Source organism: Streptomyces sp. NPDC033221, assembly GCF_055577005.1.
In genome coordinates, this window is record NZ_JBVIQN010000004.1 from 350,239 (window position 1) to 371,638 (window position 21,400).

The window sequence follows — 21,400 nt, forward strand, 5'->3', positions numbered from 1 at the left end:
GCGCGCCACGAGCGGGACGCCCGTGGAGTGGTGGTGCGCTGCTGCTGTCTTCATGCCGAATACGTTAACACTTGAACTTTGGGGAACCCAAAGAATTTCTTTGGGCAGGACGGGAGGAATATGTACGGAGTGGCGCGTGTTACGCGCGATGCCCCGTCGTGGAGGGGTTTCTCCACGGCGGGGCATCCGTCGGTTCAGCTGCTGTGCGGCGCCTCGCGGCGCGGGCGGACCGGACGCGGTACGGCGGCCACGGGGCTACAGGAGGCCGTCCTCCTGGCGGGCGCTGGCCGCGATACGGGCCTTCTGCCTGTCCACCTTCGACACGATCTGCTCGGACATCGCGTCCCGCTGCTTGCGCAGCAGCACGAAGCTCAGCGGCGCGGAGATCACGATCGCGAGCAGCAGCAGCCATACGGCGTTGGAACTGCCCACGCCGAGCGGGATGACGTGGAAGTACGCCAGCGCCCAGACCAGCGCGAAGCACACGACGAAGATCCCCAGGCGCAGGGCGGTGTAGCGGAGCGTGGCGAACTTCTGGCTACTCACGGGCGGACCTTCTTCACGACGACAACCGAAAGGGTCTGCATCCAGTCAAGCACAGCCCGATTCGTGATCTTTTAGGGCCCCTGCCGTGGCGGCGGACCCGCGGCGCCGGGCCCGGCGCGCGGCCGGTGGCGCCGGTGGCGCGCGTCACGCCAGTTCGCGCCACATGGTGATGTCGTCCCGGTAATCGTCGTCGGCCAGTTTGATCGCCGACGGCACCCGGCCGACCTCCTTGTAGCCGCAGGCGGCGTAGAACCGGTCGACGCCGCTGCCGCCGCGGCAGGTGAGGCGGATGCCCTGGACGCCGTCGGTCGCGCGGGCGGCCTCGTCGACGGCCGCCATCAGGGCGCTGCCCGCGCCCTGCCCCTGGAGAGCGGGGTGCACCATCACCGTGTAGACCCACAGCCAGTGCTTCATCAGGCGGTGCTGGTTGAGGTGGAGGAAGGCGGTGGCGAGCACCCGGCCGCGCTCGTCGCGGCCCACGAGCAGCCGGGCGCGGCCCTCCGACATCGCCACCAGGTGGCTGAGCAGGTCGGGGCGTACGTCCTCGGCCGTCACCGGCGGGACGAAACCGACGGCACCGCCCGCGTTGGACACCTCGGCCCACAGCGTTCGGATGCCGTCGGTCAGTTCGGGGGTGACGGCGGGGTCGAGGTCGAAGCGGAGATCCATGGTCCGGACCCTAATCGCCTCGGGTGACACCCGCCGCCGGCGTCACGCGCATCCCTGGCGTCACACCGGCCCCTCGCGTCACACGCGCATCGGCTGCGGTGCCTCGCGGCGCTCCGCGTCCGGGCCCGGGTACTCCCGGATGATCTCGTAGCGGGTGTTGCGCTCGACCGGCCGGAAGCCCGCGTCGCGGATCAGGTCCAGCAGGTCGTCACGGGTCAGCTTGTTCGGCGTGCCGTAATTGTCCGCGTCATGCGTGATCTTGTACTCGACGACCGAGCCGTCCATGTCGTCGGCACCGTGCTGGAGCGCGAGCTGCGCGGTCTGCACGCCGTGCATGACCCAGAAGACCTTCACGTGCGGGACGTTGTCGAACAGCAGCCGGGAGACGGCGAAGGTCTTCAGCGCCTCGGCGCCGGTCGCCATCGTCGTGCGCGCCTGCAGCTTGTTGCGGACCTTGCCGTCCTTCATGTCCACGAAGTCGTGCTGGTAGCGCAGCGGGATGAAGACCTGGAAGCCGCCCGTCTCGTCCTGCAGCTCACGCAGGCGCAGCACGTGGTCGACACGGTGCCGGGGCTCCTCGATGTGCCCGTACAGCATCGTGGCCGGGGTCTTGAGGCCCTTCTCGTGCGCCAGGCGGTGGATGCGCGACCAGTCCTCCCAGTGGGTGTCGTGGTCGACGATGTGCTGGCGCACCTCCCAGTCGAAGATCTCGGCGCCGCCGCCGGTCAGCGACTCCAGGCCGGAGGCGATCAGCTCGTCGAGGATCTCGGAGGCGGGCAGCCCGGAGATCTTCTCGAAGTGGTGGATCTCGGTGGCGGTGAACGCCTTGAGGGAGACCGTGTCGGGCAGCGCCTCCTTGAGGGCGCTGAGCGAGCGCGGGTAGTAGCGCCACGGCAGGGTCGGGTGCAGACCGTTGACGATGTGCAGCTCGGTGAGGTTGTCGCCCTCCATCGCCTTGGCGAGGCGGACGGCCTCCTCGATGCGCATCGTGTACGCGTCCTTCTCGCCCGGCTTGCGCTGGAAGGAGCAGTACGCGCACGAGGCGGTGCACACGTTGGTCATGTTGAGGTGACGGTTGACGTTGAAGTGCACGACGTCGCCGTTCTTGCGCGTGCGCACCTCGTGGGCGAGTCCGCCCAGCCACGCCAGGTCGTCGCACTCATAGAGGGCGATGCCGTCCTCGCGGGTCAGCCGCTCCCCGGACCGGACCTTGTCCTCCAGCTCGCGCTTGAGACCCACATCCATGGATGCAGTCATCCGGCCGCCTCCCATATCTCTGCCAAAATCGGGCTTCACCGAGCGTACTCTCCCGTTTCCCGGCCCCACCGGGCCCCCATGCCTGTACGGCCGGGAGCCCGCCGTACAGGCGCGGGAGCGGGGTGTTCCCGCGTGTCGTTCCGCGGGCCGCCGCCCTACGGGGTGTCCTCGGGCAGCTCGCCGACGCGGTTCTCCCACTTGGTGGAGAGCACGATGGTGGTCCGGGTGCGGGAGACGCCCTTGGTGCCCGAGAGCCTGCGGATGGTGCGCTCCAGCCCGTCCACGTCGCCGACCCGGACCTTGAGCATGTACGAGTCGTCGCCCGCGATGAACCAGGCGTCCTCGATCTCCGCGAGGTCGCGCAGCCGCATGGCCACGTCCTCGTGGTCGGCCGCGTCCGACAGGGAGATGCCGACCAGGGCGGTGACGCCCAGGCCCAGCGAGGCCGCGTCGACGGTCGCGCGGTAACCGGTGATCACGCCGGCCGCCTCCAGGCGGTTGATCCGGTCGGTGACGCTGGGCCCGGACAGGCCCACGAGCCGGCCCAGCTCCGCGTACGAGGCCCTGCCGTTCTCCCGCAGTGCCTGGATGAGCTGCCTATCTACGGCATCCATACGCCCCTGACCTTCCATTCACTCAGCAATCCCGGCTTTTACATGTAGAATCTAAGGCATACAGGGGCTGCAACCCTGTAGAACCGTCAATCCCAGTTGATCAAAGACGATCTTTCACAGGAGATGTCACCGTGTACTCGATCGAGATGGCCTACGCCCGTATGCGCGAGCTGCAGGACCTGGCCAATCGTTCTCGTGCCCACCGTCCGGCCGCTGCCCCCACCGAGAGCAAGCGCCGCTTCGGCCGTACCTCCAAGAAGCGCTAGTCCGCCTCCTTGGACGCGGAGCCCAGCTCCCCTTCCCAGCGCCGGTAGAGCCGGTGCGGCACACCCGCCGCATCCAGTGCCCGGCCCGCGACGAAGTCCACCAGATCCTGGATGTGCGTCGCTCCCGCATAGAACGCCGGCGAGGCGGGCAGCACGACAGCGCCCGCCTCGTCCAGCGTCACCAGGTGCTTGAGGGTCTGCCCGTTCAGCGGGGTCTCCCGCACCGCGACCACCAGCCTCCTGCGCTCCTTGAGCGTCACGCTCGCCACCCGCTGGAGCAGGTCCTTCGACAGGCCCAGCGCCACCCCCGCCACACACGCCGTGCTCGCCGGCACGATCAGCATCCCCTTGACCGGGTACGAGCCCGACGACGGCCCCGCGGCGAGATCACCGGCCGGCCAGTACCGCACCAGGTCCAGATCGGCGTCCGTGACATCGAACGTCCCCGGCTTGCCGTCCGCGCCGCGCGCCAGCCACTCCCGCAGGTCCGCGCGCCAGTGCGCGTCCCGGAAGGAGATGCCCGTCTCGTCCAGCAGCGTCAGCCGCGACGCCCGGCTGACGATCAGATCCACCGCCTCGCCGGCCGCGAGCAGTCCGCGCACCACGGAGGCCGCGTACGGCGTGCCGGACGCGCCGGAGACACCCACCACCCAAGGGCGGCGGGGCACGTCGGCGGACCCGGCGGCCGGCCGGGCGGAGTGCCCGCCGGGCCTTGTGACACCGGGCTGACTGGGGTTGTTGTCCTGCGGTTCCACGGTTCGAGCCTATCCGGCGGAACCATCGGACCCCGCACGGCCGTTTGTTCCGGTGAACGGGGAAGGGGAGGTGCCGGGAGATGATGACGCGAGCACTGGAGCGCGCGAAGCCCGCCGCCGCGCTGATGCTGGGCTGGGTCGCCCTGCTGTGGGTCCTGGAGATCGCCGACGCCGCTTCCGGCAACGCGCTGGACACCTTCGGCGTGCAGCCGCGCGAGATGAGCGAGCTGGCCGACGTGCTGCCCGCCGCCTTCGTGCACTTCGGCTTCGAACACCTGACGGCCAACACGCTGCCGCTGCTGCTCCTGGGCTTTCTCGCCGCGTTCCGCAGCGGCCTGCGCCGGTTCCTCGGGGTCGCCCTGTTCATAGCCCTGACCAGCGGCCTGGGCGTCTGGCTGACCGCCCCCGCCGGCAGCAACACGGCCGGCGCCTCGGGCGTCGTCTTCGGCCTCTTCGGCTATCTCCTGATACGCGGCTTCATCGACCGCAAGCCCCTGGACATCGCCCTCGGCGCGCTGGTCGCCGTGGTCTACGGCTCGATCCTGTGGGGCGCGCTGCCCACCGACAGCGGCATCAGCTGGCAGGGCCACCTCTTCGGGCTGGTCGGCGGCGTCCTGGCGGCGTTCGTCTTCCGGCAGCGTCCGGCCGAGCGGATATCCGGCGTGGACGCCGGCTGATCCCGTGGGCGACCGGGCGTCCGGCCCGCGCGATGGCGCCTCCGGGCGCAGTGCGCTCCGGAGGCGGCCGCCCCCGGAGCGCCGCGGCTCAGAGCGTCAGACCGCGCACGAACAGATCGAGCAGCGCGCAGACGAACAGCGCTATCCCGATGAACCCGTTGACCTGGAAGAACGCCCGGTTCAGCCGGGACAGGTCGTGCGGGCGCACGATGGTGTGCTCGTAGAGGAAGGCACCGACGACGATCACCAGACCGAGCCAGAAGAACGCCCCGGCGTGGGTGGCGAGCGCGTACCAGACCAGCAGCGCCGTGGTGACGGCGTGGCAGGCGCGGGCGCCGTACAGCGCCCCCGGGATGCCGAAGCGGGCCGGTACGGACTTCACACCGTGCGCCCGGTCGGCCTGCACGTCCTGGCAGGCGAAGATCAGGTCGAAGCCGCCGATCCAGACGCCGACGGCGAGCCCGAGTATCACCGCGTCCCAGGACCAGGACCCCGTGACGGCTATCCACGCGCCGATCGGGCCGATCGCCTGGGCGAGGCCCAGTATCGCGTGCGGGAAGTTCGTGAACCGCTTGCCGTACGGGTAAACCACCATCGGGATCACGGCGACCGGCGCCAGCGCCAGGCACAGCGGGTTGAGCAGCGCCGCGGCGCCGAGGAAGAACACCACGGCGACCAGCGCGCCGGTCCACGCGGACCGTACGCTCACCGCGCCGGTGACCAGCTCACGGCCCGCGGTGCGCGGGTTACGGGCGTCGATCTCCCGGTCGATGATGCGGTTGGCGGCCATCGCGAACGTCCGCAGGCCGACCATCGCGACGGTGACCAGCAGCAGCTCGCCCCAGTGGACGCTCTTGTCCGACCCGTGCATCGCGGTCAGCGAGGCGATGTAGGCGAAGGGCAGCGCGAAGACCGAGTGCTCGATCATCACCAGCCGCAGGAACGCCTTGATCCGGCCGGGCGGTGCGGGTTCGGGGGCGAAGAGATCCGGTGTCGCTGAATCGGCGCTCATGACTGGAACCCGTACTCCTTCCAGCGGCGGTCGACCTTCGCCGCCGTCGCGGTGTCCGACTCGACCATCTCCGGCCAGCCGCCGTCCCGCGTGTACCCCTCCTCGGGGAGTTTGCGTGTCGCGTCGATGCCCGCCTTGCCGCCCCAGAACTGCTGGTACGAGGCGTGGTCGAGGTGGTCGACCGGCCCCTCGACGACGGTCAGGTCGCGCGCGTAGTCCGTGTTGCCGAGGGCCCGCCAGGAGACCTCGTGCAGGTTGTGCACATCGCAGTCGGCGTCGACCACGATGATCAGCTTGGTCAGCGACATCATGTGCGCGCCCCAGATGGCGTGCATCACCTTCTGGGCGTGCTTGGGGTACTTCTTGTCGATCGAGACGATCGCGCAGTTGTGGAAGCCGCCCGACTCGGGCAGGTGGTAGTCCACGATGTCCGGCACGATGATCTTCAGCAGCGGCAGGAAGAACCGCTCGGTGGCGCGGCCCAGCGGCCCGTCCTCCGTCGGCGGCCGGCCGACCACGATCGACTGGAGCAGCGGGCGCTTGCGCATCGTGACGCAGTCGATGGTCAGCGCGGGGAACGGCTCCTGCGGCGTGTAGAAGCCGGTGTGGTCGCCGAAGGGGCCCTCCGGCAGCATCTCGCCCGGCTCCAGCCAGCCCTCCAGGACGACCTCGGCGTTGGCCGGGACCTGGAGCGGCACGGTCTTGCAGTCCACCATCTCGATCCGCTTGCCCTGCACGAACCCGGCGAACAGGTACTCGTCGATGTCGCCGGGCAGCGGCGCGGTGGAGGCGTAGGTAACGGCGGGCGGACAGCCGAAGGCGATGGCCACCGGCAGCTTCTCGCCGCGCTTGGCGGCCACCTGGTAGTGGTTGCGGCTGTCCTTGTGGATCTGCCAGTGCATCCCGATGGTGCGCTTGTCGTGGCGCTGGAGGCGGTACAGACCCAGGTTCCGTACGCCCGTCTCCGGGTGCTTGGTGTGGGTCAGGCCCAGGTTGAAGAACGACCCGCCGTCCTGCGGCCAGGTGAACAGCGCGGGGAGCGTGTCCAGGTCGACGTCGTCGCCCCGGAGCACGACCTCCTGGACCTGGGCGCCGTCGCCCTTGACCTTCTTCGGCGGTACGTGCGTCATGTTCGCGAGCTTGCCGAACGCCTCGCGCACACCGACGAAGCCCTGCGGCAGCTCGGGCTTGAGCAGGCCGCCGATCTTGTCGCTGATGTCGTCGTACGACGTCAGGCCGAGCGCCTTGAGCAGCCGGCGGTCGGTGCCGTACACGTTCATCGCCAGCGGCATCGACGAGCCCTTGACGTTCTCGAAGAGCAGCGCCGGCCCGCCGGACTTCTGCACCCGGTCCACGATCTCGCCGACTTCCAGGTGCGGGTCGACCTCGGCCTTGATCCGCTTGAGGTCGCCCTCCCGGTCGAGCGCGCGCAGGAACGAGCGAAGGTCGTCATAAGCCATGCGTTCCAGTATCCGGTACGCACTACCCTGGACGGGTCACCGGGCCCCGCCGAGGCCCGCCCGTCAGCTCTGGGGGGCTGCTTCCGCAATGCTCAGGTATCTGCCGTTCCTCTTGATCCTGGCGCTGTGGATCTATGCGTTCATCGACTGCCTGAACACGCCGGAGAACCAGGTACGCGGGCTGCCGAAGATCGCCTGGGTCTTCATCATCCTGCTGTTCGGCGAGGTGCTGATCGGGCCGGTCGCCTGGCTGGTCGCCGGCCGGCCCCGACGCGAGCACGCCGGCGGCCCCGGGGGCGGCGGCGCGTCGCCGTGGCCCCGCGGCGGACGCGGCCCGGCCCCCAAGTGGGTCGCGCCGGACGACAACCCCGACTTCCTGCGCTCGCTCAAGGACGAGGGCAAGAAAGAGGAGGGCAAGAAGGACGAGGCCGTCCTGAAGGACTGGGAGGCCGATCTGCGGCGCCGCGAGGAAGAGCTGCGGCGCAAGGAAAACGGTTCGTCGGACGGCGAGGGGAACAACCCGCCGCCGAAGGGCTGACGCTCCGCCGGCCGGCACTCCCCCGCGCCCCGGACACACCGGCCTGATCACGTCCCGTGCGTTGCCCGGCCGCCCCGGAGCGAGGAAAGTGGCCGTCGTGAAGGACCGGGAGCGCGAGATGCTGACGACGGCGGTCGCCGAGGCACGGGCCGGGCTGGCGGAGGGCGGCATCCCCATCGGCGCCGCGCTGTGCGACGCCGACGGCACCGTCCTCGGACGCGGCCGCAACCGGCGCGTCCAGGACGGCGACCCGTCCGCGCACGCGGAGATCACCGCCTTCCGCGCCGCGGGCCGCCGGCGCGACTACCGCGGTACGACGATGGTCACCACCCTCGCCCCGTGCTGGCTCTGCTGCGGCCTGATCCGCCAGTTCGGCATCTCGCACGTCCTGATCGGCGAGGCGCGCACCTTCCACGGCGGGCACGAGTGGCTGGCGCAGAGCGGCATACGGATCGTGCTGCTGGACGACGCGGGATGCCGGACCCTGTTGCGCGAGTTCATCGCGGCCCGGCCCGCGTTGTGGAACGAGGACATCGGCCATGAGTGAGCCCCCGGGCCCCGCGCCCACCCCGTCCGGCTCTCCCGCCTCCCCTGCCCCTCCCGCCTCTCCCGTCCCCACCATCGACCTCACCCGCTGGCGGACCGGCGACGCCGACACCCGCCGCGGCATCGCCGAGGCCGTCGACGCCGGGCTGCGCGCCGCCGGCTTCCTCCTCGTCACCGGCCACGGCATCGGCCAGGACCTGCGCGACCGGGTCCGTAGCACCGCCCGTACGTTCTTCGCGCTGCCCGCCGCGGCGAAGCAGCCGTACGCCACCGAGGTCGGCGGCCGCGGCTGGCTCGGCCCCGGCGCCGAGGCCAACGGCGCCGCCGAAGGCACCGCGACCCCGCCGGACCTGAAGGAGTCGCTGTCCTTCGCCTCCGAGGAGCCGACCGGCGTCCCGGCCGTCGACGCCGAGTGGTTCCTGCCCAACATCTGGCCCCACCAGGTCCCCGCGCTCCGCACCGACGTCCAGGACCTGCTGACCGCCCTGCGCGCCCTCTCCGACCTCCTCCTCGAACTCCTCGCCGCGGCACTCGGCGCCGCGCCCGACCGCTTCACCCGGCACACCGCCCACCCCACCTGGGGCTTCAACATCAATTGGTATCCGGGCACGGAGACGGTGGGCGAGGCGCTGCCCGGCCAGTTCCGCATCGGTCCGCACACCGACTTCGGCACGGTCACCGTCCTGGACCGGCAGTACGGCAAGGGCGGCCTCCAGATCTGGACCGACCCGGCGTACGGCGGCACCGGCTGGCAGGACGCCCCGTACGTACCGGGCTCCCTCACCGTCAACATCGGCGACCTGATGACCCACTGGACCGAAGGCCGCTGGCGCTCCGGCCGCCACCGCGTCCTGCCGCCACCGCCCGACATCCCCTCCGAAGAGCTGATGTCGCTGGTCTACTTCTACGAGTGCGACCCCGGCACCCGCATCGGCTCCCTGGCCGACTCCCACACGTATCTGCGCGGGCAGCTCGCCGCCATCAACGCGCAGGGCGCCTCCTGACGCCCGGGCCGCCGCCTAAATCAGTGGCCCACCGCACCACCGCTCGCACAGACTGACCGCCCATGAACAGCGAAGACACCGACCCGATCCGATCCACCACCCACCCCGAACCGCTCCGCCGCATCCGGGCCGCCCACACCGGCACGACCATCACCGTCTACCAGGCGTACGGCCCGTCCCTCGGCCTGCCCGCCGCCCGCGACGGCCGCTTCCCGCCTGCCTGGAAGCGGGAGCGGATGACGTGGATCAAGCCGTCGTTCCGGTGGATGATGTACCGCTGCGGCTGGGCCGCCAAGCCCGGCCAGGAGCGCGTCCTCGCCATCGAGATCGAGCGGACGGGCTTCGACTGGGCGCTGCGCAACGCCTGCCTGTCCCACTACGACTCCGCCGTCCACACCGGCCGCGACGCCTGGAAGCGGCAGCTGCGCGACTCCCCCGCCCGCGTCCAGTGGGACCCCGAACGCGATCTGCACCTCAGGCCCCTGCCCCACCGCTCGCTCCAGCTCGGCCTGGCCGGCGAGGCCTCCCGCCGCTACGCCGACGAGTGGACCGTCGCCATCCGCGACGTGACCCCGCTCGCCCACCAGATCCACGCCCTGGTCGCCCGCGGCGACCTGACCGCCGCCGCCGGTCTGCTCCCGGAGGAACGCCCCTACCCGGCTCCGGCCGAGACCCCGGGCCTTCACTGCCCGGCAGCCGCGTAGTCCGCGCGCAGCTCCCGCCACCGGTCCAGGTTCCAGGTGGCCCAGTCCTTGGGGCGGCCGCCGAGGGCTTCGGTGAGGAACTCGAAGTGGTGGTGCCAGCCCGCGAGGCAGTCCAGGCGGCAGGAGGGCGATCCGGTGAACTCGTTGGTGAACCGCAGGCGGGTGCCGGACGCGCCGGGCCGCAGTTCGAAGCGGATCCGGCCGTGGATGTCGACGGTGTACTCGGCCAGCCGGGTCGGCCCCCAGCCGGTGACCTGGCCGGGAGCCACCGTCGCGGTGCCGTGTTCGTCGGTGTTCTGCCACCGGAGGGTGATCGCACCGCCCTCGCGCCGTACGAACGGCTCGGCGACCGCGAGCCAGCCCGGCAGGCCCTCCTGGGTGGCCACCGCGTCCCAGACCTCCTGCACGGGCTGCGGAAAGCCCAGCTCGTAGCGGAGGGTGTGGGTGTCGTCGGCGGAAACGGCGGTGCCGTACGGAACGGGGCTCTCAAGGCGATCCATGAGGCCACCGTCGCGTACGGCACCGGTTCTCGCAGGGGCGTACTGCGCCGACCGGGTCAGACTCCGGAGTAGGAGTGCAGCCCCGAGAAGAAGTAGTTCACGACGTAGTAGTTGAAGATGTACGTCACGAAGGCGAACAGGCCCAGGTAGGCGGCCTTGCGGCCCTTCCAGCCCGCGGTGGCGCGGGCGTGCAGGTAGGCGGCGTAGGCGACCCAGGTGACGAAGGACCAGATCTCCTTGGAGTCCCAGCCCCAGTAGCGGCCCCAGGCCTCGCCGGCCCAGACCGCGCCCGCGATGATCGTGAAGGTCCACAGGGGGAAGATCGAGGCGTTCACGCGGTAGGAGAACTTGTCCAGGCTGGCGGCCGCGGGGAGGCGCTCCATGACGGAGGTGGCGAAGGCGCCGGGCTGCTTGCCGGACGGGTCGGCCAGCTTGCTCTCGTAGCGGTCGCGGAAGAGGTAGAGCAGCGTGGAGACGGCGCCGAGGTAGAGGAAGGCGCCGGAGATGATCGCGCAGCTGACGTGGATCCACAGCCAGTACGAGTGCAGGGCCGGGACCAGCTGGGAGCTGTCGGTGTAGAGCCAGGTGACGGCCACGCCGAGGTCCAGCAGGACGGTGGCGGTCAGCAGCAGGCCGATCCAGCGGACGTTCTTCTTCAGGGCGAGGAGGACGAGGTACGCGGCCACCGCGACCATGCCGAAGGTGGTGGAGAACTCGTACATGTTGCCCCAGGGGGCACGCTGCACGGACAGGCCGCGGGTGAGGACGCCGCCGAGGTGGATCAGGAACGCGAGAGTGGTCAGCGAGATGGCGATCCGGCCGTACAGGTCGCCCTTCTCGGTGCCGCCCGCGGCGCCCGGGCCGTCCGGGACGTCCCGGCTGCCGTTCGTCGCGCGCGTGACGACCTTGGGGCGCTCCAGCACGGCCGTGCCGCCGCCCTGCTCCGACCGGGCCGCCGCCTTGGCGGGGGCGGGCACCGTGGCGGTCAGGGCCGCGGCCGTACGGCCGACCTTGCTGCGGCTGCCGAAGGCCCACTCGGCGAGGTGCGCGAGGAAGGCGAGGGTGTAGACGGCCATGGCCGAGTAGATCAGCACATTGCTGATACTGGCCAGGTTCTCGTTGGTGGCTGCGGCAGCGAGGTTCACGCGCGCGCTCCTTCGGAGGGATCAGCAGGATCGGCGGAGTCGGAGGGCTTCGCCGCGTTCTCGGGCTCGGTGGGGGTGGGGGAAGGGTCGGCGGCCTGCGGCGCGTCCGGCCCGAGGGCCGCCGCCAGGTCCGCCAGTTCCTCCGGCAGGCGGGCGGACTCGCTGCGGCCCAGGCCCGCCAGCTCGACGACGGTCACCCCGTCGGCGCCCCGGACGGCCCGTACCCACACCCGGCGGCGCTGGATGAACAGCGAGCCGGCCAGGCCGAGCAGCACGGCGACCGCGCCGATCAGCGCGAGGCCGTTGCCGGGCTGGTGGGAGACCTGGAAGGTGGCCCACTGCTTGACGCCGACGAACTTGATGCTGCCGTCGCCGCCGGGCAGCTTCATCGTCTCGCCGGGCTGCATCATCTGGGCGACGGCCCGGCCGTCCTGCTTGTACTGCTTGAGGTTCTTCTTCTCCAGCTGGTACACGCTCTGCGGCAGTCCGGAGTCCACGCCGAGGTCGCCGTGGTACGCGGTCAGCGTCAGCCGCGGATTGTCCAGCGCGGGGAACGTGGAGAACATCGAGCCCGAGCCCTTGCCGCCGTACGTCGGCACGAAGAAGCCCGAGAAGCCGAGCTGGTTGCGCCGGCCGGCCGCGGTCTGCGCGTTGGGCACCTTGACCACACCGGTGGAGGTGAAGTTCTGCATGTCCTGCGTCAGGAACGGCACCGCACCGCTGTAGACCTGCTTGCCGCGGCCGTCGGTGACCTCGACCACCGGCGCGTAGCCGTGGTTGAGCAGGAAGATCTTGGAGTCGGCGATCTCCAGCGGGTGGTTGACCTCGATCTTGCCCTGGTGTTCCGTGCCGTCCGCGCCCTGGAAGTACGAGATGTTGGCGCGGAACTCGCGCGGGGTGCCCTTCTGGGGGCCGGTGCGCTCGTAGGACGCGTCGAAGCTCTTGAGGGAGAAGCCGAACGGTTCGAGGTCGTCGCTGTCGTAGAAGGCACCGGACTTGAAGTTGTCGTACTGGGTGAGGCTGTTCGCGAAGCCGTCGCCCTCGACGACGAGCTTGCCGCCCTCGGACTTCCACAGGCTGCCGACGGCGACCGCCACCAGGATCACGATCAGTGAGATGTGGAAGACGAGGTTGCCGGCCTCGCGGAGGTAGCCCTTCTCGGCGGCGACCGCGTCACCGACCGTGTGCGCGCGGAAGCGGCGCTTCTTCATCAGCCGCTGCGCGGCGCCCAGCACCTCGTCGGGCGCCCGGTCCGTACGCCACGTCGTGTACGCGGGCAGCCGGGTCAGCCTCCGCGGGGCGCCCGGCGGGCGGCTGCGCAGCTGGCCGACGAACTGCCACGTGCGCGGCACGATGCAGCCGATCAGCGAGATGAACAGCAGCAGGTAGATCGCGGAGAACCACACCGAGCTGTAGACGTGGAAGAGGCCCAGCTTGTCGTAGACCGGCGCCAGCGTCGTGTGGTCGGCCCGGAACTGTTCGACCTTGGTCGGGTCGATGCCGGTCTGCGGGACCAGCGAGCCGGGGATGGCGCCCAGCGAGAGCAGGAACAGCAGGATCAGCGCGACCCGCATCGAGGTCAGCTGCCGCCAGAACCACCGGGCCCAGCCGATCGGCCCGAGGGACGGGAAGGAGACCTCCTCCTCGGGCGCGGTGGACAGCTGCGAGCCCGCGGCGCCGACATCGGCGTCGTCGGCGTCGCGGGCGGCGTCGGTCTTGGTGGACATCAATCAGATCCCTGGGGTGAAGCTGCTGGACCAGCGCTGCAGGCCGGACATCAGGTCGGCCCACGCTCCGGTGAGGAGCAGGACGCCGAGCACGACCATCATGCCGCCGCCGAGCCGCATCACCCACACGTAGTGGCGCTTGACCCAGCCGAAGGCGCCCAGCACCTTGCGGAAGGCCAGTGCGACGGCGATGAAGGGCAGGCCCAGTCCCAGACAGTAGGCCACGGTCAGCAGCGCGCCGCGCCCGGCACTGGCCTGGTCGATGGCGAGCGAGCTGACGGCGGTGAGGGTCGGGCCCAGGCACGGCGTCCAGCCGACGCCGAAGAGCACGCCCAGCACCGGGGCGCCGGCCAGCCCCATGGCGGGCTTCCGGTGGAAGCGCAGCTCGCGCTGGCCGAAGTTCTTCAGGACGCCGGCGAAGGCCAGGCCGAGCAGGATCAGCAGGACGCCGAGGATCTTGTTGATCAGATCCTGCTGTTCCTGGAGCTTGCTGCCGAAGTAGCCGAAGAGCGCGCCGGTGGAGACGAAGACGGCGGTGAAGCCGAGGACGAAGAGGGAGGCGCCGGCGAGCATCCGGCCGCGCTTGGCGTCGGCGAGGTCCGTGCCGGTCACGCCGGTGACGTAGGACATGTAGCCGGGTACGAGCGGCAGCACGCACGGCGAGAAGAAGGAGACCAGTCCGCCGAGGAGGGCGACGGGCACGGCGAGCAGCAGCGCGCCCGAGGTGATGGTGGAGGCGGGTCCGGTGGCGGCGGCGAGCGTGATCACGTGATCACTTCTCGTCGATCAGCGGCTGCACCATCTTGCGCAGCTCGTCCTCGCCGAGCGGCCCGATGGACCGCGCGGCGATCTTGCCTTCACGGTCGACCGCGATGGTGGAGGGGATCGCCTGCGGGTTGAGGCTGCCCTTGGGGAAGCGCAGCATCAGCTTGCCGGTCGGGTCGAACAGGCTCGGGTACGGCACCTTGTGCTGGTCCTCGAAGCTGATCGCCTGCGACTCCCGGGAGTCGCGGGTGTTGATGCCGACGAACTGGACGCCCTTGGCCTTGGTCTCGTTCGCGACCTTGGCGAAGTTGGGGGCCTCGGCGATGCAGGGGGCGCACCACGATCCCCAGACGTTGAGGACCACGACCTTGCCCTTGTAGTCCGCGACGTCCAGCTTCTCGCCGCGGGTGGTCTTGCCGGTGAGGTCGGGGACGGGCTTGCGGTCCTGCTTCGCGACCCGCTCGACTCCGTCCTTGCCCTCGACGAACTTGGTCTGTTCGGAACCGCCGGAGGTGCCCTCGCCGCAGGCGCTCAGCGTCAGCGCGGCGAGCGCGGCTCCCGCGGCGAACAGCGCGGTGCGGCGATGACTGGCGAGTCGTCGGGGGACGCGGCAGGCACTCATGTGAAAAGTTTCGCATGGGGCGGTTACGGATCTTCCGCACCCCCCTCGCCGGGGCCCTGCCGATCGTGTCGGGGCACGTCAGGGGGCCTGCGGGCGGAAACGGTACGGCCGGGGCGCGCGGCCCCGGCCGGTACCGCGGCGTCTCAGGCGCCCGCGAGGAACGTCTTCCAGCCGCCGGCCGGCTTCCGGCCTACCGGCAGGCCCTGGAGCTTGGCCACGACCTTGGGGTCCTGCGCGTCGAGCCAGTCGGTGAACTGCCGGAACGAGACCAGGCGCACATCCTTGCGCTTCTCGTCGGCGATGTGCTTGAGCGCTTCCTCGACGGCGTCCATGTAGATCCCGCCGTTCCACTGCTCGAAGTGGTTGCCGACGAACAGGGGCGCGCGGTTGGTCTCGTAGGCCCGCTCGAAGCCCTTGATGTAGGCGCCGGCGGCCTCCTTGCGCCAGCCCGGGTAATTGGCCGGCGGGCCCTTGGTGGAGTTCTTCGACTGGTTCGCGAGGATGTTGTAGTCCATGGAGAGGACCTCGAACCGGTGGCCGGGGAAAGGTATCTGCTGGAGCGGGAAGTCCCACAGCCCCATCTTCTTCTTGGGCCACATCTGCAGGCCGCCCGGCGAGCTGGCGTCGTAGCGCCAGCCCAGCTTCTTGGCGGTCGGCAGCAGGTTGTCCTGGCCGAGCAGGCACGGCGTACGGCTGCCGACCAGTTCCTTCTCGTAGTCGAACGGCAGCGGCTCCAGGTCGGTGAAGCCGGTGTTCGTACGCCACTTCTTGACGAAGTCCTTGGCCTGGTCGATTTCGGACTGCCACTGGGCGGGGGTCCAGTGCTTGACCGAGGTACGGGCCTCGCCGCAGAAGTGCCCGTTGAAGTGGGTGCCGATCTCGTGGCCCTCCAGCCACGCCTCCCGGACGTTCTGCAAGGTGGCCTTGATGTGCTCGTCGGTGAGGTAGTCGACCTCGGTGGCGCCGACCTTGTTGTTCGGCGGGTGGTAGAGGTGCTTCTTCGACTCGGGCAGCAGGTACAGCCCGGAGAGGAAGAAGGTCATGCCCGCGTTGTGGTCCTTGGCCAGCTTGCGGAAGCGCGGGAAGAGGCCGTTGCCGACCTCGCCCGCGCCGTCCCACGAGAAGATCACGAATTGCGGCGGGGTCTCGCCGGGCTCCAGGCGGCGCGGCTTCTCCGGCTGGTGGGGCTGCGGGCCCGCGTCGGCCGTCGAGCCGTCGCCGATCGGCTTGGCCTTGGCCTGCACGTCGTTCTTGGCGTTGCCGGTCCCGGAGCCCGAGTCGGAGGAGCAGCCCGCGACGCCGAGCGCCGCGGCCGCACCCACTCCCATGCCCAGCACGTTCCGCCGACTGATCGCGCGCATACCGTCGTCCCCATCCGTACTCGTCTTACTCAATGTCCGAATAAACGGACATGCAGTAAGAGGTTTTGTCGAACACGGAGGTTCCGGGCTATTGGCGCGAATTTATTATTTTGCTTGTAGATGACCTCACGTCACACCGGCCTCTCGCGTCCCTCACACCACAAGATGCAAAAGGCCGGTCCGACGTCACGCCCCGAAGGCTTTGGATTTACCCGCCTGCGGCTTGGCACCCGCCCGCAGGTGCACCGGCACCAGATCGAGCGCCGGTTCGCTGTAACCCACCGAAATGATCTTGTCGCCGCGGAAGGTGAACGAGGTCAGCGAGGCGAGCGTGCACTGCCGCTTGCGCGGGTCGTGCCACAGCCGCCGCCGCTCGGCGAAGCTGCGCACGATCCAGATCGGCAGCTGATGGCTGACCGCCACCGCCTCGTGCCCGCGGGCCGCGTCGCGCGCCGCGCCCAGCGCCCCCATCATCCGTACGACCTGCTCCAGGTACGGCTCGCCCCACGACGGGCGGAACGGGTTGGTCAGGTACTTCCAGTTGCCGGGCTTCTTCAGCGCGCCGTCACCGACCCCGAAGGTCTTGCCCTCGAAGACGTTGGCCGCCTCTATCAGCCGCTCGTCGGTGGCCAGATCCAGTCCGTGCGCCTTGGCGACCGGCGCCGCGGTCTCCTGCGCCCGCTCCAGCGGGGACGCCACGACATGCGTGACGTCCCGGCCGGCCAGGTGCTCGGCGACCCGGTCGGCCATGGTCCGGCCCAGCTCGGAGAGGTGGTAGCCGGGCCGCCGCCCGTACAGCACGCCCTCGGGGTTGTGCACCTCGCCGTGCCGCATCAGGTGTACGACGGTGATGTCTTCGCTGCTCATGTCACCCATCTTCCGGTCCGCTCCGCCGCCCGCCGCGCTCACGCGGTCGCTTCGGCGGCGGCCCGCGCGGCCGACGGCAGGGCGGCGGCGATCCGCTCGACCGCCCGCTCGTCGTGGGCCGTCGAGACGAACCAGGACTCGAAGGCGGACGGCGGCAGGTACACGCCCTGGGAGAGCATCGAGTGGAAGAAGGCGGTGAAGCGGAACGCCTCCTGCGCCTTGGCCGAGGCGTAGTCGGTCACGTCCCGGTCGGTGAAGGCGAACGAGAACATGTTGCCCGCGACCTGGAGGCGGTGCGCGACGCCCGCCTTCGTGAAGGCGTCGGTGACCAGCGAACGCACCTGCTCCGAGACCGCGTCGACCTTCTCGTACGCCGCCTCGTCCAGCAGCTTGAGCTGCGCGACACCGGCGGCCGTGGCGACCGGGTTACCGGACAGGGTGCCCGCCTGGTAGACCGGGCCGGCCGGCGCGAGGTGGGCCATCACATCGGCGCGCCCGCCGAAGGCCGCGGCCGGGAAGCCGCCGCCCATGACCTTGCCGAAGGTCATCAGGTCGGGCCGGACGCCGTCGATGCCGTACCAGCCGGTGCGGCTGACCCGGAAGCCGGTCATGACCTCGTCGGAGATGTAGAGCGCGCCGTTCTCGGCGCAGACGTCCTTCAGGCCCTGGTTGAAGCCGGGCAGCGGCGGGACGACGCCCATGTTGCCGGCCGCCGCCTCGGTGATCACACAGGCGATCTCGCCGGGGTGCGCGGCGAAGGCGGCCCGTACGGCGTCGATGTCGTTGTACGGCAGCACGATGGTGTCACCGGCCTGGGCGCCCGTGACGCCGGGCGTGTCCGGCAGGCCGAACGTCGCGACGCCGGAGCCGGCCGCGGCCAGCAGCGCGTCCACGTGCCCGTGGTAGCAGCCGGCGAACTTCACGACCTTGGTCCGGCCGGTGAAGCCGCGGGCCAGCCGGATGGCGGACATGGTCGCCTCGGTGCCGGAGGAGACCAGCCGGACCTGCTCGACCGGCTCGATCCGGTCCACGATCTGCTCGGCCAGCTCGACCTCACCCGCGCCGGGCGTGCCGAAGGAGGTGCCGCGGGCGACGGCCTCCTGGACGGCGGCGATCACCTCGGGGTGGGAGTGTCCGAGGATCATCGGACCCCACGAGCACACGAGGTCGACGTACTCGCGTCCGTCGGCGTCGGTGAGGTAGGGACCGGTACCGGACACCATGAACCGGGGCGAACCACCCACGGCGCCGAACGCGCGCACGGGAGAGTTCACCCCGCCCGGCGTCACAACGGCCGCACGGTCGAAGAGCGTCTGCGAAACTGGGGCTTCATAGGGAAAAGGCACTGTGATCCTGACCTGCACAAACGTAGGAAGGGGCGGCGGCCGGCGGCGGCACCCGGGCTGAGGGCGGAACGGAAAACCCCCCGCTCTCGTCCAGGTGTCAGACCCTGCGGGTCTGCAAAACTGGGTCAACGTACGAGTAAGTCACGCAAGCAATGGTCTCAGAGGCGCACGGGGGCGCGCGGCCGGGCGTTTCACGCGCCGGTGACGGGGGAGGTCTCTGAGACGATGATCGGGTTGCGCGGCTGGGGCTGCGAGTGGTCGGGTGGAGATATGCATCGCGGTGGCGGACTGGGCGAGGGCACCGATGACCGGGGGCCTGAGCGCGACCAGCGGGGCCGCCACCGGCGCGAGGAGACCAAGGGCGGGGGAAACAGAGGCGGCCGCATGGGGGTGACGTACAAATACTTCGGCGCGCCGAACGGAGCCACGGCGGCGCGCGTGCCGATCTCGATGCGGCCCGAAGAGCTCGGCGGCGACGAGCTCGGCATGGGCGGCATGTTCACGAAGATCAAACCGGAGACGATGGCCGCGATGGTCCTCACCGGTATAGAAGGCATACCGCTGCACAAGGTACCCCCGCTCGAACTGGTCGTCCTCCATCCCGACTACGCCGTCGTCAAGCTCCCCATGACGGTCGTCGACCCGCTGCGCGGCGTCGGCGAGGAATCGGTGGGCGCCGCGGCCTTCATCTGGTCCACGGTCCCCGACCGCGGCGGCCCCCGCGACGCCTTCACCGTCTACCAACTGCTCCACGAATGGCAGGATTTCTCCCACCGGCTGCACGAAGCCGGACACCAGGCGTACTGCCTGGTGTGGCCGTGACCTGACCTACGGACGGCCCCGCCGGTCCGGCGCGGCCCGGCCGTCCCCCGCGCCCGCCGGGGGCGGGCCCCGGCAAGCCGCTGCCCCGGGCGCGTCCGGGGGCTCTTGTAGCGTGTGATCTCGTGGCTTTACGACCGCGGCGCCGGCCGCGCACACGGACCCTGATCCTGCGGCCGTCCGCCCCGCCCCGGGTGACCGGCGGTCACCGCACGGACGCGTACGTCGAGATCGGCTCACTGACCAAGGTGCTCACCGGCACGGCCCTGGACCGGCTGGCAGCCGGCGGAGCGCTCACGCCGGACGACCCCGTGGAACGCTGGCTCGACGCGCCCGAAGGCACCGGCATCACCCTGCGCCACCTGGCCGACCACACCTCGGGCCTGCCCAGGCTGCCGCCGCTGCGCCTGCCCCGTAAGAGCCTGTCTTTGAACCCCCGTCGTTCGCGCGAAGCGCGGGCGCCGCGGCGTTCGGTGCGTGCGATCGGTGTGCGGCGTTCCAGGTCATGTGGCGGAGCCACCTGTCCTGGGGCGCCGTGCGGCGAGCGTGCGTGCCGGGCGTCGGGGCGCAGGCGGGGGTTCAAAGACAGGCTCTTATGGACCCGTACCGCCTCTTCGACGCCGCGGCGCTGCGGTCGCTCGTGGGCCGGCTCGACCGGATCGCCACCACGGCCCCCGGCGAGACCGAGGAGTACTCCAACTTCGGTTACGCCGTTTTGGGGGCCGCGCTCGCCGCGGCCGCCGGAGAGCCGTACGAGCAGGTCGTACAGCGCCACGTACTCGGCCCGCTGGGCATCGAGGAGATGACCGCCCGGCCGCCCGCCGCACAGCGGATGGCGGGAACCGGCCCATGGGGCCGGCCGCGCGCCCCGTGGACGATGACCGGCGCCGTCCTGCCCGCCGGGGGCTACTGGGCCACGCCCGCCGCCGTCGCCGCCCTGACCCGCGGACTGCTGGTCGAGCGGGTGCTGGGGCCGCCGGCCCTGACCTGGCGCCGGAACGGCCCGCTGATCTGGCACAACGGCGGGACCCGGGACGCCGCGGTCTTCACCGGGCTGCACCGGGAGAGCGGCGAGTGGGTGGTCGTGCACTGCCTCGACGGCGGCCTGGACGAGGCCGACCGGACCGGGGTACGGCTGCTGGTGGACGACGGCCCGGCGGACGGCGGAGACGAGGGGCCGACGGACGGCGGGGGCTGACGGACGGCGGATGCGCACGGCGCGCGCCGGACGGCTGATGCGCCGTCAAGACGCCCCGCCACCCGACCGGTCGGTCACGCACGCTGTTCGCGCCACCTCCCCCGCACTACCCTGGAGGGTGCAGCCCGAGTCCCCGGCAGCGCGGAAGCCCGTCCGCCCCGAGGAGGCGCGTGCTGATGGCAGACCCCGGAACCTCCCTCGATCTCCCGCGCGTCGGCGCGGTGGGCTCGCGGGTGCCCCCGACCCGTCACCACGCCCGGTACGCACCGGACCGCACGTCCGCTCCGGCCGGACCACCGGGTCCCGCCGCGGACGAAGCGCCGTCGGTGCCGGTGACCGACACCGACTTCGCGGTCCTCATCGTGCGCGGCAGGGTGGACCTGGCGACCCTGCCCACCCTGCGCGAACGCCTGCGGCGGCTGCCCCGCGACCACGGCAGCCTGCTGATCGTCGACCTGTCCGAGGTCACCGACTGCTGCGCGCTGGCCCTCGGACCGCTCGTCGCCGCGGCCAGGCGGGCCCGCTCCCACGGCGGTGTCCTGCGACTCGTCCGGCCCAGTCCCGCCGTCCTCACGGCGCTGCAGGCCAGTGGGCTGAACCGGCTGCTGCCGGTCTTCCCCGGCCTGGAGACCGCGACCGGGACCGCAGCCGCCGGCCCGCCCGGTCCACCGGCCGGGGCGGCGGCGTAAACAGGGAGCGTTCCGGGCGGCGCGCTTCCATCACCGCACACTCTGTGGGAGGTGCGCAGTGTTCGCGCTCCTGCTCGTCTCGTTCGCACTCACGGTCATCGCCGGATTCACCAATCCGGTGTGGTGGCTGGCTTCCGCCGTCCTGCTCTACCTCGCCGTGCGCCACCGCCAGGGCTACCTGGGCTACGACGCGGAGTACCGCGCCTACCGGGAGCGCCGGATCCGCCAGGACCGGTACGACCGGCGGTACCGCGCGGAGCGGGGTGGCGGCGCGGCGAAGGGCAAGTAGCCCGCGGGCGGCCCGGACGGGCCG

25 protein-coding genes and 1 pseudogene are annotated in these 21,400 nt (G+C 70.9%); 11 read left to right on the forward strand and 15 right to left on the reverse strand.

Annotation, left to right across the window (positions count from 1 at the left end; all coding sequences use genetic code 11):
- Nucleotides 1-255: 255 nt before the first annotated feature.
- The 4 genes from ACZ53K_RS07465 to ACZ53K_RS07480 all read right to left on the reverse strand — a co-directional run bounded on the left by ACZ53K_RS07465 (nucleotide 256) and on the right by ACZ53K_RS07480 (nucleotide 3,086).
- Nucleotides 256-546 (reverse strand): DUF4229 domain-containing protein, encoded by a 291-nt coding sequence (locus ACZ53K_RS07465; RefSeq protein WP_468832734.1) that lies wholly within the window; start codon nucleotides 544-546, stop codon nucleotides 256-258.
- 144 nt (nucleotides 547-690) lie between these two features.
- Complete coding sequence (locus ACZ53K_RS07470) at nucleotides 691-1,215, reverse strand: GNAT family N-acetyltransferase (protein ID WP_468832735.1); 525 nt, start codon at nucleotides 1,213-1,215, stop codon at nucleotides 691-693.
- 78 nt (nucleotides 1,216-1,293) lie between these two features.
- Nucleotides 1,294-2,460, reverse strand: a complete 1,167-nt coding sequence (gene mqnE / locus ACZ53K_RS07475; RefSeq protein WP_468832811.1) for an aminofutalosine synthase MqnE — start codon at nucleotides 2,458-2,460, stop codon at nucleotides 1,294-1,296.
- 167 nt (nucleotides 2,461-2,627) lie between these two features.
- Nucleotides 2,628-3,086 (reverse strand): Lrp/AsnC family transcriptional regulator, encoded by a 459-nt coding sequence (locus tag ACZ53K_RS07480; RefSeq protein WP_468832737.1) that lies wholly within the window; start codon nucleotides 3,084-3,086, stop codon nucleotides 2,628-2,630.
- A 131-nt stretch (nucleotides 3,087-3,217) separates the two neighbouring features.
- Here ACZ53K_RS07480 and ACZ53K_RS07485 point away from each other — a divergent pair, with 131 nt between their 5' ends.
- Entirely contained in the window at nucleotides 3,218-3,352 is a 135-nt protein-coding gene (locus ACZ53K_RS07485; protein WP_468832819.1) for a hypothetical protein, read from the forward strand.
- Here the strand turns inward: ACZ53K_RS07485 and ACZ53K_RS07490 are convergent.
- Nucleotides 3,349-4,020 (reverse strand): UbiX family flavin prenyltransferase, encoded by a 672-nt coding sequence (locus tag ACZ53K_RS07490; protein WP_468832813.1) that lies wholly within the window; start codon nucleotides 4,018-4,020, stop codon nucleotides 3,349-3,351. The two genes, ACZ53K_RS07485 and ACZ53K_RS07490, sit on opposite strands and share 4 nt — an antisense overlap.
- 167 nt (nucleotides 4,021-4,187) lie before the next feature.
- Here ACZ53K_RS07490 and ACZ53K_RS07495 point away from each other — a divergent pair, with 167 nt between their 5' ends.
- Nucleotides 4,188-4,784 carry a rhomboid family intramembrane serine protease gene (locus ACZ53K_RS07495; RefSeq protein ID WP_468832738.1) on the forward strand — a complete coding sequence of 199 codons (597 nt, stop codon included), beginning with the start codon at nucleotides 4,188-4,190 and terminating at the stop codon, nucleotides 4,782-4,784.
- Nucleotides 4,785-4,872: 88 nt separating this feature from the next.
- On the opposite strand, the gene mqnP is transcribed toward ACZ53K_RS07495, so the two are convergent.
- Complete coding sequence (mqnP, locus tag ACZ53K_RS07500) at nucleotides 4,873-5,796, reverse strand: menaquinone biosynthesis prenyltransferase MqnP (RefSeq protein ID WP_468832739.1); 924 nt, start codon at nucleotides 5,794-5,796, stop codon at nucleotides 4,873-4,875.
- On the reverse strand, nucleotides 5,793-7,256 hold the full coding sequence (locus tag ACZ53K_RS07505) for a menaquinone biosynthesis decarboxylase (RefSeq protein WP_468832741.1): 1,464 nt from the start codon (nucleotides 7,254-7,256) through the stop codon (nucleotides 5,793-5,795). The genes mqnP and ACZ53K_RS07505 overlap by 4 nt, the downstream gene beginning before the upstream one ends.
- A gap of 88 nt (nucleotides 7,257-7,344) precedes the next feature.
- Here ACZ53K_RS07505 and ACZ53K_RS07510 point away from each other — a divergent pair, with 88 nt between their 5' ends.
- From ACZ53K_RS07510 to ACZ53K_RS07525, 4 genes are all read left to right on the forward strand, one after another.
- A complete protein-coding gene (locus ACZ53K_RS07510) occupies nucleotides 7,345-7,794 on the forward strand; it encodes a PLD nuclease N-terminal domain-containing protein (RefSeq protein WP_468832742.1) in 450 nt (149 codons plus the stop codon).
- Between the two features lie 118 nt (nucleotides 7,795-7,912).
- Nucleotides 7,913-8,341, forward strand: a complete 429-nt coding sequence (locus tag ACZ53K_RS07515) for a nucleoside deaminase (protein WP_468832814.1) — start codon at nucleotides 7,913-7,915, stop codon at nucleotides 8,339-8,341.
- A complete protein-coding gene (locus tag ACZ53K_RS07520; RefSeq protein ID WP_468832743.1) occupies nucleotides 8,334-9,344 on the forward strand; it encodes an isopenicillin N synthase family dioxygenase in 1,011 nt (336 codons plus the stop codon). Before ACZ53K_RS07515 ends, ACZ53K_RS07520 begins: the two co-directional genes overlap by 8 nt.
- 62 nt (nucleotides 9,345-9,406) lie before the next feature.
- On the forward strand, nucleotides 9,407-10,048 hold the full coding sequence (locus tag ACZ53K_RS07525) for a DUF4291 domain-containing protein (RefSeq protein ID WP_468832745.1): 642 nt from the start codon (nucleotides 9,407-9,409) through the stop codon (nucleotides 10,046-10,048).
- Here the strand turns inward: ACZ53K_RS07525 and ACZ53K_RS07530 are convergent.
- From ACZ53K_RS07530 to hemL, 8 genes are all read right to left on the reverse strand, one after another.
- A complete protein-coding gene (locus ACZ53K_RS07530; protein ID WP_468832746.1) occupies nucleotides 10,027-10,548 on the reverse strand; it encodes an SRPBCC domain-containing protein in 522 nt (173 codons plus the stop codon). The genes ACZ53K_RS07525 and ACZ53K_RS07530 overlap by 22 nt on opposite strands.
- Nucleotides 10,549-10,604: 56 nt before the next feature.
- Nucleotides 10,605-11,693 carry a c-type cytochrome biogenesis protein CcsB gene (gene ccsB, locus ACZ53K_RS07535; protein WP_468832747.1) on the reverse strand — a complete coding sequence of 363 codons (1,089 nt, stop codon included), beginning with the start codon at nucleotides 11,691-11,693 and terminating at the stop codon, nucleotides 10,605-10,607.
- Nucleotides 11,690-13,420, reverse strand: coding sequence for a cytochrome c biogenesis protein ResB (gene resB / locus ACZ53K_RS07540; RefSeq protein ID WP_468832749.1), 1,731 nt, complete (start codon nucleotides 13,418-13,420; stop codon nucleotides 11,690-11,692). Before resB ends, ccsB begins: the two co-directional genes overlap by 4 nt.
- Nucleotides 13,421-13,423: 3 nt before the next feature.
- Complete coding sequence (locus tag ACZ53K_RS07545; protein WP_468832815.1) at nucleotides 13,424-14,185, reverse strand: cytochrome c biogenesis CcdA family protein; 762 nt, start codon at nucleotides 14,183-14,185, stop codon at nucleotides 13,424-13,426.
- 7 nt (nucleotides 14,186-14,192) lie between these two features.
- Entirely contained in the window at nucleotides 14,193-14,807 is a 615-nt protein-coding gene (locus ACZ53K_RS07550; RefSeq protein WP_468832750.1) for a TlpA family protein disulfide reductase, read from the reverse strand.
- Between the two features lie 143 nt (nucleotides 14,808-14,950).
- Nucleotides 14,951-16,168, reverse strand: a complete 1,218-nt coding sequence (locus tag ACZ53K_RS07555; protein ID WP_468832751.1) for a polysaccharide deacetylase family protein — start codon at nucleotides 16,166-16,168, stop codon at nucleotides 14,951-14,953.
- A gap of 186 nt (nucleotides 16,169-16,354) precedes the next feature.
- Complete coding sequence (locus tag ACZ53K_RS07560; RefSeq protein ID WP_468832753.1) at nucleotides 16,355-17,035, reverse strand: histidine phosphatase family protein; 681 nt, start codon at nucleotides 17,033-17,035, stop codon at nucleotides 16,355-16,357.
- Between the two features lie 38 nt (nucleotides 17,036-17,073).
- Nucleotides 17,074-18,381 (reverse strand): glutamate-1-semialdehyde 2,1-aminomutase, encoded by a 1,308-nt coding sequence (gene hemL / locus ACZ53K_RS07565; RefSeq protein ID WP_468832754.1) that lies wholly within the window; start codon nucleotides 18,379-18,381, stop codon nucleotides 17,074-17,076.
- A 270-nt stretch (nucleotides 18,382-18,651) separates the two neighbouring features.
- Between hemL and ACZ53K_RS07570 the strand changes: the two genes are divergently transcribed.
- From ACZ53K_RS07570 to ACZ53K_RS07590, 5 genes and pseudogenes are all read left to right on the forward strand, one after another.
- Nucleotides 18,652-19,203 carry a hypothetical protein gene (locus tag ACZ53K_RS07570; protein WP_073769157.1) on the forward strand — a complete coding sequence of 184 codons (552 nt, stop codon included), beginning with the start codon at nucleotides 18,652-18,654 and terminating at the stop codon, nucleotides 19,201-19,203.
- A gap of 191 nt (nucleotides 19,204-19,394) precedes the next feature.
- A pseudogene (locus ACZ53K_RS07575) lies at nucleotides 19,395-19,607 on the forward strand (serine hydrolase domain-containing protein); the annotation flags it as partial.
- 188 nt (nucleotides 19,608-19,795) lie between these two features.
- Entirely contained in the window at nucleotides 19,796-20,398 is a 603-nt protein-coding gene (locus ACZ53K_RS07580; protein WP_468832817.1) for a serine hydrolase, read from the forward strand.
- Between the two features lie 176 nt (nucleotides 20,399-20,574).
- Nucleotides 20,575-21,087: an STAS domain-containing protein gene (locus ACZ53K_RS07585; RefSeq protein WP_468832755.1), complete on the forward strand. Its 513-nt coding sequence runs from the start codon at nucleotides 20,575-20,577 to the stop codon at nucleotides 21,085-21,087.
- Between the two features lie 58 nt (nucleotides 21,088-21,145).
- Nucleotides 21,146-21,376 (forward strand): hypothetical protein, encoded by a 231-nt coding sequence (locus ACZ53K_RS07590; protein ID WP_468832756.1) that lies wholly within the window; start codon nucleotides 21,146-21,148, stop codon nucleotides 21,374-21,376.
- The last annotated feature ends 24 nt before the right edge of the window (nucleotides 21,377-21,400 follow it).

Bases quoted from the DNA above. Each gene is read 5' to 3' on its own strand.
- ACZ53K_RS07470 (WP_468832735.1), bottom strand. From the start codon at position 1,215: ATGGATCTCCGCTTCGACCTCGACCCCGCCGTCACCCCCGAACTGACC.
- mqnE (WP_468832811.1), bottom strand. From the start codon at position 2,460: ATGGATGTGGGTCTCAAGCGCGAGCTGGAGGACAAGGTCCGGTCCGGG.
- ACZ53K_RS07480 (WP_468832737.1), bottom strand. From the start codon at position 3,086: ATGGATGCCGTAGATAGGCAGCTCATCCAGGCACTGCGGGAGAACGGC.
- ACZ53K_RS07495 (WP_468832738.1), top strand. From the start codon at position 4,188: ATGATGACGCGAGCACTGGAGCGCGCGAAGCCCGCCGCCGCGCTGATG.
- mqnP (WP_468832739.1), bottom strand. From the start codon at position 5,796: ATGAGCGCCGATTCAGCGACACCGGATCTCTTCGCCCCCGAACCCGCA.
- ACZ53K_RS07505 (WP_468832741.1), bottom strand. From the start codon at position 7,256: ATGGCTTATGACGACCTTCGCTCGTTCCTGCGCGCGCTCGACCGGGAG.
- ACZ53K_RS07510 (WP_468832742.1), top strand. From the start codon at position 7,345: ATGCTCAGGTATCTGCCGTTCCTCTTGATCCTGGCGCTGTGGATCTAT.
- ACZ53K_RS07515 (WP_468832814.1), top strand. From the start codon at position 7,913: ATGCTGACGACGGCGGTCGCCGAGGCACGGGCCGGGCTGGCGGAGGGC.
- ACZ53K_RS07520 (WP_468832743.1), top strand. From the start codon at position 8,334: ATGAGTGAGCCCCCGGGCCCCGCGCCCACCCCGTCCGGCTCTCCCGCC.
- ACZ53K_RS07525 (WP_468832745.1), top strand. From the start codon at position 9,407: ATGAACAGCGAAGACACCGACCCGATCCGATCCACCACCCACCCCGAA.
- ACZ53K_RS07530 (WP_468832746.1), bottom strand. From the start codon at position 10,548: ATGGATCGCCTTGAGAGCCCCGTTCCGTACGGCACCGCCGTTTCCGCC.
- resB (WP_468832749.1), bottom strand. From the start codon at position 13,420: ATGTCCACCAAGACCGACGCCGCCCGCGACGCCGACGACGCCGATGTC.
- ACZ53K_RS07550 (WP_468832750.1), bottom strand. From the start codon at position 14,807: ATGAGTGCCTGCCGCGTCCCCCGACGACTCGCCAGTCATCGCCGCACC.
- ACZ53K_RS07555 (WP_468832751.1), bottom strand. From the start codon at position 16,168: ATGCGCGCGATCAGTCGGCGGAACGTGCTGGGCATGGGAGTGGGTGCG.
- ACZ53K_RS07560 (WP_468832753.1), bottom strand. From the start codon at position 17,035: ATGAGCAGCGAAGACATCACCGTCGTACACCTGATGCGGCACGGCGAG.
- ACZ53K_RS07570 (WP_073769157.1), top strand. From the start codon at position 18,652: ATGCATCGCGGTGGCGGACTGGGCGAGGGCACCGATGACCGGGGGCCT.
- ACZ53K_RS07580 (WP_468832817.1), top strand. From the start codon at position 19,796: ATGGACCCGTACCGCCTCTTCGACGCCGCGGCGCTGCGGTCGCTCGTG.
- ACZ53K_RS07585 (WP_468832755.1), top strand. From the start codon at position 20,575: ATGGCAGACCCCGGAACCTCCCTCGATCTCCCGCGCGTCGGCGCGGTG.